This is a genomic window from Vibrio crassostreae, from assembly GCF_041439375.1.
In the GTDB taxonomy this organism is placed as follows: domain Bacteria; phylum Pseudomonadota; class Gammaproteobacteria; order Enterobacterales; family Vibrionaceae; genus Vibrio; species Vibrio crassostreae_D.
On record NZ_JBGONY010000013.1, the window covers coordinates 88,200 to 104,112 of the forward strand.

The window sequence follows — 15,913 nt, forward strand, 5'->3', positions numbered from 1 at the left end:
TCCTTTTCAACTCACATTATACCGTATTGCTACTTATACTATAAATTGACGTTGTAAATAAAGCGTTAAGAATTGTAGGTAACAAAAAGCCGCGATGAACGCGGCTTTTTCCAATTTAATACTGTCTTTATAATATATTAAAAACAGAGCTCAAAATGGGATGTCATCATCAAAATCCATTGGCGGCTCATTATATTGAGGTTGAGCCTGCTGAGGAGCTTGTTGAGGTGCTTTCGGCTGCTGTTGAGCTGGAGCACTATATTGTTGCTGCTGCTGTTGTGGCTGCTGTGGCTGACCCCAACCACCTTGCTGTTGGTTGTTACCCATGCCACCTTGAGCAGGAGCACCACCTTGAGCACGGCCGCCAAGCATTTGCATTACACCATTGAAGCCTTGAACAACCACTTCAGTTGTGTAGCGATCTTGACCGCTTTGATCTTGCCATTTACGTGTTTGAAGTTGACCTTCAATGTAAACTTGAGAACCTTTACGTAGGTACTCACCAGCAACTTCCGCAAGCTTGCCAAACAGAGCAACACGGTGCCATTCTGTTTTTTCACGTTGCTCGCCAGTTGCTTTATCACGCCATGACTCTGACGTTGCAATGGTAATGTTCGCTACTGCGCCGCCATTTGGCATGTAACGAATTTCAGGGTCATTACCTAGGTTACCCACTAATATAACTTTGTTAACTCCACGGCTAGCCATGATTTGCTCCGTCTAAATTCATAGTCTCAGAAAATTTTTAGCGCACAAGAATAGCATGCTTTTCTGCTGTGATAAATCGCTTCCTATTCTCACTCCACTACAAAGAATAAAAACGTAACAAATCATGATATTCAGAGCGATGTTGCTTTTTTCTCCACTTACAAACCACTCATTTACTTTGATAATTGATATTCAACGCAAGTCACTATCAAGACGCTAGAGAAGCTAAAGCCTGCATGACAACGTGGAATCTAATCCCACTCAAACAGGACGTTTCAATGAGAAAATCAAGATACGCTCGCACTTTGCATTTTCTGTGCATCGACCCAAACGATACCTATCTACATGTAAAAGAGATAGAAAAGCACTTATCTATTATTCTCTACAAAATGACACCCGACGAATTAATGCTAGTTGATAGAAAGCAGAGTAACCGGATCTTACTCGTCGATTACAGAGAGGTACCACAACTACTGGTTATTTGTCCTAACCTGACTGTTATGTGGAAAAATCACGAAATCATTTTATTCAATGTCCCCCAGCAACTTCCAACCTCAGAGCTTCTTACCTATGGGGTACTAAAAGGACTCTTTTACAACACTGAACAAAAGGACAAGATTGCTCGTGGTCTTCAAGAAGTCATTGATGGCGATAACTGGCTGCCAAGGAAGGTAACCAATCAACTGTTGTTTTATTATCGCAATATGGTCAATACCAACACGACACCAACCAATGTTGATTTAACCATTCGTGAGATTCAGGTGATTCGCTGTCTTCAATCAGGGTCTTCAAACACACAAATCGCCGATGACTTGTTTATTAGTGAGTTCACGGTTAAATCTCACCTCTATCAGATATTCCGTAAGCTTGCGGTAAAAAATAGAGTTCAAGCGATAGCATGGGCAAACCAGAACCTGCTTGCATAATCGACCCACCTCTTAGTCTGACGATAATTTTGAGGGAAGCTCTAGTAAACCATGGCTATTGTTGCTGAATTTTCGACATAACTTATGCTAGAGTTGCCCTCAGAAATATCAACAACTCAGTTGAATCAATAATTATTATAGATAAAGGGTCTTATCATGATCAAAAAGTGCCTTTTCCCGGCAGCTGGCTACGGTACACGTTTTTTACCTGCAACCAAGTCAATGCCTAAAGAAATGATGCCTGTAGTAAACAAACCTCTGATTGAATACGGTGTAGAGGAAGCTATTGAAGCTGGTATGGATGGAATGTGCATCGTTACTGGACGTGGTAAGCACTCGATCATGGATCACTTTGATAAAAACTACGAGCTTGAACACCAGATTAGCGGTACCAATAAAGAAGATCTATTGGTTAATATCCGTGAAACGATTGAAGCAGCAAACTTCACCTACATTCGTCAACGTGAGATGAAAGGCCTTGGCCACGCTATCTTGACGGGTCGCGAACTTGTAGGTGATGAACCATTCGCCGTTGTACTTGCCGATGACCTTTGTGTTAACGAGCAACAAGGTGTATTGGCTCAAATGGTTGCGCTATACAAACAGTTCCGCTGTTCTATTGTTGCTGTACAAGAAGTTCCTGAAGAAGAAACTCACAAGTACGGTGTTATCTCAGGCGAAATGATTAAAGATGATCTTTTCCGTGTTGATGACATGGTAGAAAAGCCAGAACAAGGTACTGCTCCAAGCAACCTAGCGATCATTGGTCGTTATATTCTGACTCCAGATATCTTTGAACTAATTGAGCAAACAGAACCAGGTAAAGGCGGCGAGATCCAGATTACCGATGCATTGTTAAAACAAGCAAAAGCGGGTTGTGTATTGGCTTACAAATTTAAAGGCCAACGTTTTGACTGTGGTAGTGTTGAAGGTTATATCGAAGCAACAAACTACTGCTTCGAAAACCTATACAAAAAAGACCAAAAGCAAATTGAGCTAGGTAAGCACTCGACAAAGAAAGAAGCATAACGACTGGTTAATAACTAGCGTTTCGAATGGTAAAAGGGTGACTCGATGAGTCACCCTTTTTTTATTTTACTGTTTTTTTATCCAGTAAAACTTTGCACAAATCTCACTCTATGTAATACTTTAGCCACTTAAAATTACATGGTCTATTGAGATGGATAAAATAGAAATTAGAGGCGCTCGTACGCATAACCTCAAAGACGTTAACCTAACGATTCCCCGCGATAAACTCACGGTTATCACTGGACTATCCGGTTCAGGGAAGTCGTCACTTGCGTTTGATACTCTCTACGCAGAAGGACAACGTCGCTATGTTGAGTCTTTGTCTGCCTACGCTCGCCAATTTCTATCTCTTATGGAAAAACCCGATGTAGACCACATCGAAGGTTTATCTCCAGCTATCTCGATAGAGCAAAAATCGACGTCACATAACCCCCGCTCAACCGTCGGTACTATTACTGAAGTCTATGACTACCTTAGGTTACTGTATGCGCGAGTTGGCGAACCTCGCTGTCCAGATCACAACATCCCTCTAGCTGCGCAAACCATCAGCCAAATGGTCGACAAGGTATTAGAACTGCCTGAAGGCTCAAAGATGATGTTAATGGCACCGATCGTCAAAGAGCGTAAAGGTGAGCATGTTAAAACACTGGAAAACTTAGCGGCACAAGGCTTTATCCGTGCGCGCATTGATGGTGAAACCTGTGATCTATCCGATCCACCAGCACTTGAACTTCATAAGAAACACACCATTGAAGTCGTGGTAGACAGATTCAAAGTTCGTCCTGATCTTCAACAGCGTTTAGCTGAGTCATTCGAGACCACATTAGAGCTATCTGGCGGCATCGCTGTCGTCGGTTGGATGGATGAAACAGACCAAGAAGAGATCGTATTCTCTGCTAACTTCGCTTGTCCAAAGTGTGGCTACAGCATGCAGGAACTAGAGCCTCGCCTATTCTCTTTCAATAACCCAGCTGGGGCATGCGGTACTTGTGATGGTCTTGGGGTTCAGCAGTATTTTGACCAAAGCCGAGTGATTTTGGATGAGAACCTAAGTATCGCAGAAGGTGCGATCAAAGGTTGGGATCAAAAGAACTACTACTATTTCCAAATGCTAACATCGCTGTCAGAACATTATGGTTTTGACCTGTATGCACCATTTAATTCTCTACCGAAAAAGACTCAAGAGATCATTCTAAAAGGATCAGGTCGTACTGAAGTGGAATTCAAGTACATCAATGACCGAGGTGATATTCGAGTTAAGCGTCATCCATTCGAGGGAATATTAAATACCTTAGAGCGCCGTTACCGTGATACTGAATCTAGCGCGGTGCGTGAAGATCTTGCCAAATATATATCAACCAAATCATGTTCTAGCTGTGATGGTACTCGCTTAAGATTAGAGGCTCGAAATGTTTTCATTGGTGATACAACACTGCCGGAAATCGTTGAACTGAGCATTGCTGACGCACTACAATTTTTCCAAGAATTGAAATTAGACGGTCAGCGTGGGCAGATCGCAGATAAAGTGATGAAAGAGATCAATGATCGTCTGCATTTCTTAGTCAACGTTGGTTTAAACTACCTTAACCTATCACGCAGTGCCGAGACGCTGTCTGGTGGTGAGGCGCAACGTATTCGTTTGGCGAGCCAAATCGGTGCCGGTTTAGTTGGCGTTATGTATGTACTGGATGAACCATCGATTGGCCTCCACCAGCGCGATAATGAACGTCTGCTGCAAACTTTGGTTCACCTCAGAGATCTAGGTAATACGGTGCTTGTTGTTGAACATGATGAAGACGCAATCCGTTGTGCTGACCATGTTATCGATATCGGCCCAGGTGCAGGTGTGCATGGTGGACACGTGGTAGCAGAAGGCACCATGCAAGACATCATCGAAAACCCGAACTCTTTGACAGGCCAATACCTGAGCGGCACCAAAGAAATTGCAGTGCCAGAAAAGAGAACACCTATCGACAAGAAAAAGGTCGTAGAGATCGTAGGCGCAACGGGGAACAACCTAAAGAATGTCACCGCGACAATTCCTGTAGGCTTATTCAGTTGTATTACAGGTGTATCAGGTTCAGGTAAATCAACACTAATCAATGACACCTTCTTCAAAGTCGCCCACACTCAATTAAACGGGGCCACGACTGCTGTTCCTGCACAACACAAAAAGATTAAAGGATTAGAACATTTTGATAAGGTGATCGACATAGATCAAAGCCCTATCGGTCGTACACCAAGATCAAACCCTGCAACTTATACAGGGATTTTTACTCCTATTCGTGAACTATTCGCGGGCACACAAGAGTCACGTTCTCGTGGTTATAAACCAGGTCGATTCAGCTTTAACGTTCGTGGTGGCCGTTGTGAGGCTTGTCAGGGCGATGGCGTAATCAAAGTAGAGATGCACTTCTTGCCGGATGTGTATGTACCTTGCGATGTGTGTAAAGGCAAGCGCTATAACCGTGAGACTCTAGAGGTTCGCTACAAGGGCAAAACCATAGACGAAGTTCTTGAGATGACCGTAGAAGATGCACGCGAGTTCTTCAATCCAGTACCTGTTATCGCTCGTAAGCTACAAACACTCATGGACGTGGGTCTATCTTACATTCGCTTGGGGCAAGCAGCGACAACCTTGTCTGGTGGTGAAGCCCAGCGTGTTAAATTGGCGCGAGAGCTATCGAAACGAGACACAGGAAAAACCTTATACATTCTCGATGAGCCAACAACAGGTCTTCATTTCCACGATATCCAGCAGTTGTTAACGGTACTACATAGGTTGCGTGATCACGGTAATACGGTTGTCGTGATTGAGCACAACTTAGATGTCGTTAAAACAGCAGACTGGATCCTAGATCTTGGCCCAGAAGGCGGACAAGGTGGTGGCGAGATTGTTGCAGAAGGTACACCTGAAGATGTGGCGTTAGTCGAAGGTTCACACACTGCTCGCTTCCTTAAGCCTATGTTAAATTTGAAGTAGGTGTAAAATAGCGCCCTGCGAGCAGACAGAAAAATGTTAAAGTAACAGAGCTTGTTTCAGAAGGAACAAGCTCTGTTTTTATAAGGTTAGGGATTTATGGCAACAATACACACTAGCGGTACCCAGCTAGAAAATCAGGTCACTCAGCTACCACTCAACAAAGCATTTCTGGCTTCTTTAGCTGTTGTATTCTTGTTAGCCATGCATTTTTTCATGCCTAACCCTGGAGGCTCGGGGCTTGCGTTATCATTTAACCCAACAACTTGGCTGGCGCTAAGCTTCACGCTAGCAATTGGCTTTTACCAACTCGCTACCAACCGAGTACTTAAGTATTCAAAATTAACGATTGGCTTGTTGATAAGCTGCATCATACTCACACTACCCATTTTATACAGCAATGCAGCTCCTCAAGGAGCTTCAGGACGCTTGCTTGGATTGTGGGCGGGCTTTGCATTATTCGTCGTGCTGCAGCAATTTAAATTCAGCAATAAGCACAAGCAGCGCATGTTGTGGTTCATTGTGCTTGCTGTTGTCATACAAGCACTATTTGGCTATGTGCAATATTTCTTCTTGGAGCCTGGCAACCTATTTGGCTACAACACAGCGGCAAACCGACCATATGGGATATTCCAACAACCGAATGTAATGGCAAGCTTCCTTGCTACGGGCTTTGTGCTTTCAGCTTATCTTTTAGCAAGGCAGCCCGCTAAATATAACCATAAGATCAGTGAGTCTTTCTTACTGTATCTGACCCCAACTTTAACCGTGCCACTGCTGATCATCATCGCATCACGTACCGGATGGTTAGCGGCACTCATCGGCTTTGTGTGTATTCTTCCTTACCTATATAAATTTTCGACCAAGAAACGCTTCTATGGATGGTGCGCATCAGTTGTTGTAGGTATTGTGGTTGCGTTTACTGTAATAAACCTTAGCGCTACAGATAGCATAGCGAGTAAGAAAGCGAACCTAGAAAGCCCTCGCGCTTACACCTTCCCTCAAACACTAGACATGTTGGTAGAGAAACCATTTACTGGTTACGGCTACGGGAAATTTGAATCAGAGTACACCCTTTATACCGCTCGTCAGCACCAACTCAATTCAAACTATCATCCAGGTCTTCCTTCAATGGATCACCCCCACAATGAGTTTCTGTTTTGGGGGGTAGAAGGGGGAATTGTACCAATCATCGGGATCTTGATTGCTGCAATATTGGTTATGTCACGTATAGCAAGTTCTGCAAAGGGAACGCGTCTAGCCCTGCTCGCTTTATTCATCCCAATTCTTTTGCACTCTCAGCTTGAGTATCCTTTTTATCACTCGGCGATTCACTGGATAACATTCATTATATTGATTTACTGGGTCGATCAGCGCTCTTCCCGACATTATCAACAGCCGTTCAGTATCATCAGCAAGACCCTGTTTAGAGTGTCGAGCTTAGTAATACCTATCTTAGTCAGTTTTTATATGTTGAGCGCTCTGCATACCAACTATGTCCTGACTAAGTTTGAGCTGTCTAAGCCTAAAAACCCAGACATTCTTAAGCAAGTAACCAACCCCGTAGTCTGGAAAGATCGCTATGATTGGGACATATACAGTACATACCTTAATATTGGTCTCTATAAAGCAGACCCGAGCCTTATCCAGCCTTACATCGACTGGTCGTTAGAGATCATCAAGAGTAAGCCTAGGCCGGCTTTTTACAGCAACCTTATTCTTGCTTATCAAGGATTGGGGGATCACAGCAAGGCGGAACAAATTCGTAGTGAAGCAAGCTTCTTGTTCCCAGATAGAGACTTTTCAAAGGTTCAGTATAAGAAAGTGTCACAAGCAGAAGATACCGTTTCATCTGCTGAGTGATGTTTAGAATTCGGAACTGAAGCACCATTTTTGACCTTTCGGTTAGACACAAAAAAGCGCCCGATCTCTCGGGCGCTTTTCTCTTTAATTTCAGTTCATTGCCACTACTATTTCAGAACATCTTTTAACGCTTTGAGACACAGCGCAACATTCTCTTTACGAGCACCGTAACCCATTAGGCCGATACGCCATGCCTTACCAGCCAAAGAGCCCAGCCCTGCACCGATTTCAAGATTGTATTCTTCTAAAAGCTGCGTTCTGATCTTAGCTTCATCAATTCCTTCAGGGAAATAAAGTGCGTTCAGCTGCGGCAGGCGACTCTCTTCATCAACCACAAACTTTAACCCTAGAGCTTCTACGCCTTCTTTAAGCTCCTGGTGCATCGCATGATGACGAGACCACGCATTATCTAAGCCTTCATTTTTCAACAAAACCAGCGACTCATGCAGAGCATAGAGGCTATTTACAGGTGCGGTATGGTGGTAGCTGCGCTTACCTTCTCCGCTCCAGTAACCTAATACTAAACTTTGATCTAAGAACCAGCTTTGCACCGGAGCTTGGCGGGCTTTCATTTTATCAACGGCACGCTGAGAGAAAGTCACCGGAGATAGCCCTGGCACACAAGACAGACACTTTTGGCTGCCAGAATAAACCGCATCTAGCTGCCACTCATCAACCAGCAATGGCACACCACCAAGTGATGTCACTGCATCGACAATCGTTAACGCATCAAACTGACGAGCGATAGCTGAGATAGCTTGAGCATCAGATAGCGCTCCAGTTGATGTCTCTGCATGCACAAATGCAACCGCAACAGCATCGGGGTTTTCTGCCAATGCTTGTTCTACCTTTTCAACTGAAACGGGCTTGCCCCACTCGTCATCAACAAGGATGGCTTCGCCACCACAGCGCACCACGTTTTCTCGCATACGCTCACCGAAGACACCGTTACGACAAACAATCACCTTTTCACCAGGCTCAATCAAGTTAACAAAACAGGTCTCCATACCCGCACTGCCCGGTGCAGAAACGGCAATCGTAAATTCGTTTTCAGTCTGAAAAGCGTATTTAAGAAGCTGTTTAAGCTCATCCATCATCGCAATAAAAAGCGGATCTAAGTGACCAATCGTCGGACGGCTTAGAGCCTGCAGTACCTGAGGTGAGATATCAGAAGGACCTGGTCCCATTAACGTTCGGTGTGGTGGATAAAAGCTATCGATAGCAGTAGTGAGTGTTAAATTAGACATGTACATCCCTTACGTTAATGTTGTGAACAATCCACCCTAAAGCAAATTGATTACCTCAGCAATTAGCCATAAGTATTGAGGTCAAACCACTGTCACATAATTGTTAAAATTATTTTTCAATTATCTCAAGTTACGGATTGACATTGTTACCGCAAACACGTTCAATGAAATGGCTATCTAGCAGAAGAGGAGCACTGCCCAGGCAGGTGTTTTGTGGAACCGCATTTCCAATACAAAACATTTATGGGGAGCAGTGCCGAGATAATAAAAGGATGCAGGACCTTTATTATCGGTTGAGCGGGCTGAATCCCGTCAACTGTCGCCATTTCTATATGGTGAAGAGCTTCTGAGGTTACTATTCTAATAATTCCTCTCTTTTTGCTCTAAAACTCTCTTCGAAAAACATCGGACGTTGGATTACCCAACCGTAATTTTATTTTAGGAAGTCGTGGGAGATATATCGTGAGTGCATCTAATGTAGCTGGTTCTTTTAATGTCGCTAAGTTTGGTGGTACAAGTGTTGCCAACTTTGAAGCAATGAGCCGTTGTGCTGCCATTATTGAAAACAACTCAAATACCAAGTTAGTCGTAAGTTCTGCGTGTTCTGGTGTGACTAACTTGCTGGTTGAACTGGCGAATGGCGTTCAAGATAAAGCTCGTCGTCAGGAATTGATGGCTCAATTAGCGGACATTCATAACGCAATTCTTGGCCAACTGGCAGACTCAGTCAGCATCGAAAAAGAAGTTCACAGCATTCTTGATGACATTGCGAGCGCAGCAGAAGCGGCATCATTTCAAACCAGTACCAAACTGACTGATCACCTTGTCGCATGTGGCGAGTTGATGTCGACACACATCTTGGCTCAGATCATTCGTGAACGAGGCACACCTGCAGTTCGCTTTGATATCAGAGAAGTGATGCGCACTAATGATGATTTCGGAAAAGCAGAACCACAGCTAGAAGAGATTGCTGCTTTGGCAAAAGAGAAATTGATTCCACTGTGCCAACAGCAAGTTGTCGTTACTCAAGGTTTTATCGGCGCTGATAGTGAAGGCAACACCACGACTTTAGGTCGCGGGGGCAGTGATTATTCGGCGGCACTGATTGCCGAATCAGTACAAGCAATTGGCTTAGAAATTTGGACGGATGTTCCGGGGATCTACACTACCGATCCACGCATCGCACCGAAAGCATCTCCTATCCCAGAGATCAGCTTCAGTGAAGCATCGGAAATGGCAAACTTTGGTGCGAAGATCTTGCACCCATCGACTCTAGTACCCGCACTACGCCACCAAATCCCAGTATTTGTTGGATCTTCTAAAGCACCAGAGTTAGGTGGCACTTGGATTCGTCAAGAAGTTGAGAGCTCTCCTCTTTTTAGAGCCCTTGCCCTTCGCTGCAACCAAACCATGGTTACGCTGCGTAGCGCTAATATGTTCCATGCTTACGGTTTCCTTGCGAAAGTATTCGAGATCCTTGCTAAACATAAGATCTCTGTCGATCTTATCACTACATCAGAGATCAGCGTTTCACTTACGCTGGATCAAACAGACACATCAGGTGGGGCTCCTGAATTACCAGAAGCAGCGCGTATTGAGCTTGAAGAACTGTGTTCTGTCGATATTGAGCATGACCTATGCCTGGTTGCTCTTATTGGTAACAACATGAGCGAAAGCAAAGGCTATGCAAAGCAGGTATTCGGCACTCTAGAAGATTTCAACCTACGTATGATTTGTTACGGAGCAAGCCCACACAATCTGTGCTTCTTGTTGGATGAACCTGTATCTAAGTTAGCAATTCAAAAACTGCATCAAGAGCTTTTTGAATAAGAAGTCAATTAATAGATAGGGTTGAGTTAACCAAATCACAAATACAAAAAGGGTTGCGATTAAGCAACCCTTTCTCTTTCTAGCTTTACGAACAACTCACTGATTCCAGAGTTAGTTGATATTTGGCCCTAACCACTTCTCAGCTTCCAACATATCCCAGCCTTTACGGTCGGCATAGCTATCTACTTGATCCTGTTGAATCTGGGCTATCGCAAAGTACCGAGCATCAGGGTGTGAGAAGTACATCCCTGATACTGAAGCACCAGGCCACATCGCGTAGCTAGACGTCAGTGACATATCGATAGCCTTCTCAACGTCCATCAACTCCCACAACGTGCCTTTCTCTGTGTGCTCTGGACAAGCAGGATAACCTGGAGCAGGACGGATACCTTGGTATTTCTCTCGAATCAAATCGTCGTTAGACAAGTCCTCATCTGGCGAGTAGCCCCAAATATCCTTTCTCACTTCTTTATGCAGATACTCCGCGAACGCTTCAGCCAATCGGTCAGCAACCGCTTGAATCATGATTGCGTTGTAGTCATCACCTTTCGCTTTGTATTCATCAGCCAGTTCTCGCTCACCAATACCACCGGTTACCGCAAAGCCACCAATCCAATCCGCTTTACCGCTTTCTTTTGGCGCAATGTAATCTGACAGGCAATAGTTAAAGCCTTTTGGTTTCTCTGTTTGTTGACGAAGGTTGTGTAGAACTTTTAGAACTTCGGTACGAGATTCATCGGTATACACTTCAATATCATCACCAACACTGTTCGCTGGGAACATGGCACACATACCACGCGCTTCAAGCAGCTTCTCTTTCTCTACGCGATCCAGTAAATCATTGGCATCTTTGAATAAACGTTTTGCTTCTTCACCCACTTCTTCATGATCAAGGATCGCAGGGTACTTACCAACCAATGACCATGTCATGAAGAATGGAGTCCAATCGATGTACTGACGCAGAGTAGCTACATCAAAATCATTGAAAATGTGAACTCCCGGCTTAGCGGGTGCCGGTGGCGTATACGCATCCCAATCGATAGCGACTTTATTGGCACGAGCTCTTTCAAGTGTGACAGGCTTAGTGCGCGGCTTCTTACGATTGTGCTGGTCTCGAACGCGATCATAGTCGATATCTAGCTTCTCAACGAAAGCGGGCTTCAATTCATCAGAAAGTAGTGAAGTACACACACCTACAGCGCGCGAGGCATTATTTACGTATACAACAGGTTCTGAATAATTTTGTTCAATCTTGACCGCAGTGTGCGCTTTAGATGTAGTTGCGCCGCCGATCAATAGAGGAAGCTTAAAACCTTGTCTTTCCATCTCTTTGGCAACGTGTACCATTTCATCAAGAGATGGTGTGATCAAACCAGATAAGCCGATAATGTCGACGTTCTCTTCTTTCGCGACCTTAAGAATCTTTTCACAAGAAACCATCACACCTAAGTCGATAATTTCGTAGTTATTACACTGCAAAACCACACCAACGATATTCTTACCGATATCGTGTACGTCGCCTTTAACGGTCGCTAACAGAATCTTACCGTTAGTCGCACCCACTTCTTTGGATGCATTGATGAACGGTTCTAAGTGCGCAACAGCCTGCTTCATTACACGCGCAGACTTAACTACCTGTGGTAAGAACATCTTACCTTCACCAAATAGGTCACCAACAACGTTCATGCCGTCCATTAGAGGACCTTCAATCACCTCAATAGGACGAGAGGCATTAACACGAGCTTCTTCAGTGTCTTCAACTATAAAGTCTGTAATACCTTTAACCAAAGAGTGCTCTAAGCGCTTCTCTACAGGCCAAGTACGCCATTCTAGAGCTGACTTATCTTCAACTTTACCTACTGCTCGCTCTAGGTACTCAGTTGCCATATCAAGCAAACGTTCCGTCGAATCATCACGGCGGTTTAGTACTACATCTTCAACAGCATCACGCAGGTCTTCAGGAACATTATCGTAAATCTCCAGTTGACCAGCATTTACAATGCCCATATCCATACCATTTTTAAAACAGTGATATAGGAATACTGCGTGGATTGCCTCACGGACGTAGTTATTGCCGCGGAATGAGAACGACACGTTAGATACGCCACCAGAGATCATCGCATGAGGGAGATCGCGTTTGATGTCTCCCACTGCTTCAATGAAATCAACCGCATAGTTGTTATGTTCATCAATACCAGTAGCTACTGCGAAAATGTTCGGATCAAAAATAATGTCTTCAGGAGGGAAGCCAACTTCATCCACAAGAATGTTGTAGGCATTGGTACAGATCTCAACTTTACGCTCTCGAGTATCAGCCTGACCAACTTCATCAAAAGCCATCACAATAACGGCAGCACCATAGCGACGAACTAACTTGGCTTGCTCGACAAATTTCTCTTTGCCTTCTTTTAGAGAGATAGAGTTGACTATACCTTTACCCTGAATACATTTCAGGCCAGCTTCGATAACTTCCCATTTTGAAGAATCAACCATTACTGGTACTTTTGAAATTTCTGGTTCAGAGGCACATAAATTAAGGAATTTAACCATACACGCTTCAGCGTCTAGCATCCCTTCATCCATGTTGATATCGATAATTTGAGCACCGTTCTCAACTTGCTCTCGAGCAACACTCAAGGCTTCGTCGTAAAGCTCTTCTTTAATCAGGCGCTTAAAGCGAGCTGAGCCCGTCACATTGGTACGCTCACCCACATTCACGAATAAAGATTCTTTAGCAATCGTCAGAGGCTCTAGCCCCGAAAGGCGACAAGAAACCGGTAAGTCTGGCAATTGACGCGGCGTTACACCTTCAACAGCCTCAGCCATTTGGCGGATATGCTCTGGAGTAGTACCACAACAACCACCAATTAGGTTCAAGAAACCACTTTCAGCCCATTCTTTAACGTGTTCGGCCATATCTTCAGGAGAAAGGTCATACTCACCAAATGCGTTAGGTAACCCCGCGTTAGGGTGAGCCGAAACATTGCATTCTGAGATGCGAGACATCTCACCAACATACTCACGCAGTTCGTCAGGGCCTAGAGCACAATTCAGTCCAAATGAGATAGGTTTAACATGACGAAGGGCATTATAGAATGCTTCTGTTGTCTGCCCTGAAAGCGTACGACCTGATGCATCAGTGATGGTACCGGAGATCATCACTGGAAGAGTAATACCCACTTCTTCAAAAACAGATTCAACGGCAAAAGCACACGCTTTCGCGTTCAACGTATCGAAGATAGTTTCGATAAGAATTAAGTCTGAACCGCCCTTAATAAGCGCGCGAGTCGACTCAGAATAAGCTTCAACTAACTCGTCAAAGCTAACATTTCGATAACCTGGATCGTTTACATCAGGCGAGATAGAACAAGTTCGGTTAGTTGGACCTAATACACCCGCGACGAAGCGAGGCTTTTCTGGGGTCTTTGCGGTCCATTCATCAGCCGCTTCACGAGCAAGCTTGGCAGCAGAAAAGTTAATTTCTTCACTAAGGCTTTCCATATCATAGTCGGCCATAGCGATGGTTGTAGCGTTAAAGGTATTGGTTTCGAGGATGTCAGCCCCAGCTTCCAAGTATTCTGAATGGATATCTTTGATAAGCTTAGGCTGTGTAAGAACTAAAAGGTCATTGTTGCCCTTTAAGTCACTGTGCCAATCAGCAAAGCGTTCACCACGATAGTCTTGCTCTTCCAATTTATAATCCTGAATCATGGTACCCATACCACCATCAATCAGTAAAATTCGTTGCTTCAACAGAGCGTCAATCTTTTGCCTTACATTACTTCCCACGGTACAACCTCATTCCTTTAATTATCCCTCCATCCTATCACACATTAAAAAGGAGTCTAGACGTCTAAAAAAGGAAATTGATTACCGACTCATGACAAAAAAATGTTTGCTATTTGAGCATGAGACAACGAAAATTCATATTCATACTTTGTTACATGTTGGAATCCCAATGTCGGTCTATTACACCTTATGCTTCTTGTCCGCTGCAGCCATGCTTATTGCTTTCGTGAATACAAAAATTGGTAAAATGCAGACAACCATCGCCATCACAGCTGGCTCAATGATGTTATCTCTATTGATTATCATTGCGGGACAAAACAATTGGTTCCAACTGGCTGACATCGCCTCAGAAACCGTTGCCAGTATCAACTTTGAAGATTTCCTACTTAAGGGAATATTGGGGTTCTTACTCTTTGCCGGTGGTTTAGGGATTAAGTTACCAAACCTAAAAGACCAAAAGTGGGAAATAACTGTACTCGCGTTAGGTGCTACGCTGTTTTCAACCTTCTTTATCGGTTTTGTACTGTACGGGTTCTGTCAGGTCATCGGCATTCAATTTGATCTGATTTACTGCCTACTCTTTGGCTCGTTAATCTCTCCAACCGATCCAATTGCCGTTTTAGCAATAGTAAAGAAGCTCGATGCGCCCAGAAGAATCTCTACTCAAATCGAAGGAGAATCTCTATTCAACGATGGTTTTGGCTTAGTGATCTTCGTAACCCTATTTACTATCGCATTCGGCACAGAAGCGCCAACCGTCGGTAGTGTGACCATGCTATTCGTTCAAGAGGCAATTGGCGGCATCGTCTACGGTTTTGTTTTAGGTCTTGTATTCCATTACCTAATCAGCAATACCGATGACCACTCGATGGAGTTGCTATTAACCATCGGCATCCCAACTGCTGGTTATGCGTTTGCTGAAGTTCTACATGTATCAGGTCCATTAGCGATGGTGGTATCAGGTATCATGATTGGTAACTGGACTCGCTTTATCGGATTCTCAAAAGAGAGTGAAGATCACCTAGATCATTTCTGGGAATTGATAGATGAATTCTTAAACGGCGTATTATTCTTGTTAATTGGTATGTCGATGCTGCTATTCAAATTCCACCAAGAAGACTGGATCTTAATGGCGTTCGCAGTCCCCCTTGTATTGAGTGCTCGCTACTTAAGTGTTTTCTTGTCTTACATTGGATTTAAACGTTTTAGAACTTACAACCCGTGGTCGATTAAGATTCTAACTTGGGGTGGTTTACGCGGTGGTTTAGCACTAGCCATGGCACTTTCAATCCCTTCAGGTATCTGGGTAATTGAAGACAAGGCAATAGATGTTAAAGAGATAATCCTTGTCATGACATATGCTGTTGTTGTGTTCTCTATTCTGATTCAAGGCTCAACAATCACTCCTATGATAGAGAAAGCAAAACAAGCAGAGAAAGAGCTAGATTAACATCTAGATGATCAACCAAGGCCGTCTACTTTAGGTTAATGCCGTTCGGATAAGCATTATTGCTTGAACCTGAACGGATATTTGGCTGGGA

At 44.0% G+C, this 15,913-nt stretch carries 9 protein-coding genes and 1 riboswitch; of the genes, 6 read left to right on the forward strand and 3 right to left on the reverse strand.

The window, feature by feature from the left end:
• Nucleotides 1-150: 150 nt before the first annotated feature.
• Complete coding sequence (locus ACED45_RS08155; RefSeq protein WP_017061342.1) at nucleotides 151-708, reverse strand: single-stranded DNA-binding protein; 558 nt, start codon at nucleotides 706-708, stop codon at nucleotides 151-153.
• 278 nt (nucleotides 709-986) lie between these two features.
• Here ACED45_RS08155 and ACED45_RS08160 point away from each other — a divergent pair, with 278 nt between their 5' ends.
• The 4 genes from ACED45_RS08160 to ACED45_RS08175 all read left to right on the forward strand — a co-directional run bounded on the left by ACED45_RS08160 (nucleotide 987) and on the right by ACED45_RS08175 (nucleotide 7,506).
• Nucleotides 987-1,634: a LuxR C-terminal-related transcriptional regulator gene (locus tag ACED45_RS08160; RefSeq protein ID WP_029222919.1), complete on the forward strand. Its 648-nt coding sequence runs from the start codon at nucleotides 987-989 to the stop codon at nucleotides 1,632-1,634.
• Nucleotides 1,635-1,790: 156 nt separating this feature from the next.
• Nucleotides 1,791-2,663, forward strand: coding sequence for a UTP--glucose-1-phosphate uridylyltransferase GalU (galU, locus tag ACED45_RS08165; RefSeq protein ID WP_048657943.1), 873 nt, complete (start codon nucleotides 1,791-1,793; stop codon nucleotides 2,661-2,663).
• A 151-nt stretch (nucleotides 2,664-2,814) separates the two neighbouring features.
• Nucleotides 2,815-5,646, forward strand: coding sequence for an excinuclease ABC subunit UvrA (uvrA, locus tag ACED45_RS08170; protein WP_371713717.1), 2,832 nt, complete (start codon nucleotides 2,815-2,817; stop codon nucleotides 5,644-5,646).
• Between the two features lie 96 nt (nucleotides 5,647-5,742).
• On the forward strand, nucleotides 5,743-7,506 hold the full coding sequence (locus ACED45_RS08175) for a PglL family O-oligosaccharyltransferase (protein ID WP_371713718.1): 1,764 nt from the start codon (nucleotides 5,743-5,745) through the stop codon (nucleotides 7,504-7,506).
• Nucleotides 7,507-7,613: 107 nt separating this feature from the next.
• Here the strand turns inward: ACED45_RS08175 and ACED45_RS08180 are convergent, their stop codons facing one another.
• The gene (locus ACED45_RS08180; RefSeq protein WP_048618113.1) at nucleotides 7,614-8,753 is read right to left on the reverse strand and encodes a pyridoxal-phosphate-dependent aminotransferase family protein; all 1,140 of its coding nucleotides are present in this window, start codon (nucleotides 8,751-8,753) and stop codon (nucleotides 7,614-7,616) included.
• Nucleotides 8,754-8,929: 176 nt separating this feature from the next.
• Nucleotides 8,930-9,107, forward strand: a riboswitch (Lysine riboswitch).
• A gap of 108 nt (nucleotides 9,108-9,215) precedes the next feature.
• On the opposite strand from ACED45_RS08180, the gene lysC reads away from it, so the two are divergent.
• On the forward strand, nucleotides 9,216-10,583 hold the full coding sequence (gene lysC / locus ACED45_RS08185; protein WP_371713719.1) for a lysine-sensitive aspartokinase 3: 1,368 nt from the start codon (nucleotides 9,216-9,218) through the stop codon (nucleotides 10,581-10,583).
• A 111-nt stretch (nucleotides 10,584-10,694) separates the two neighbouring features.
• Here lysC and metH read toward each other — a convergent pair whose 3' ends face one another.
• Complete coding sequence (gene metH / locus ACED45_RS08190; protein WP_123285560.1) at nucleotides 10,695-14,372, reverse strand: methionine synthase; 3,678 nt, start codon at nucleotides 14,370-14,372, stop codon at nucleotides 10,695-10,697.
• Nucleotides 14,373-14,541: 169 nt separating this feature from the next.
• On the opposite strand from metH, the gene ACED45_RS08195 reads away from it, so the two are divergent.
• The gene (locus ACED45_RS08195) at nucleotides 14,542-15,822 is read left to right on the forward strand and encodes a cation:proton antiporter (protein ID WP_136979351.1); all 1,281 of its coding nucleotides are present in this window, start codon (nucleotides 14,542-14,544) and stop codon (nucleotides 15,820-15,822) included.
• Nucleotides 15,823-15,913: the final 91 nt, after the last annotated feature.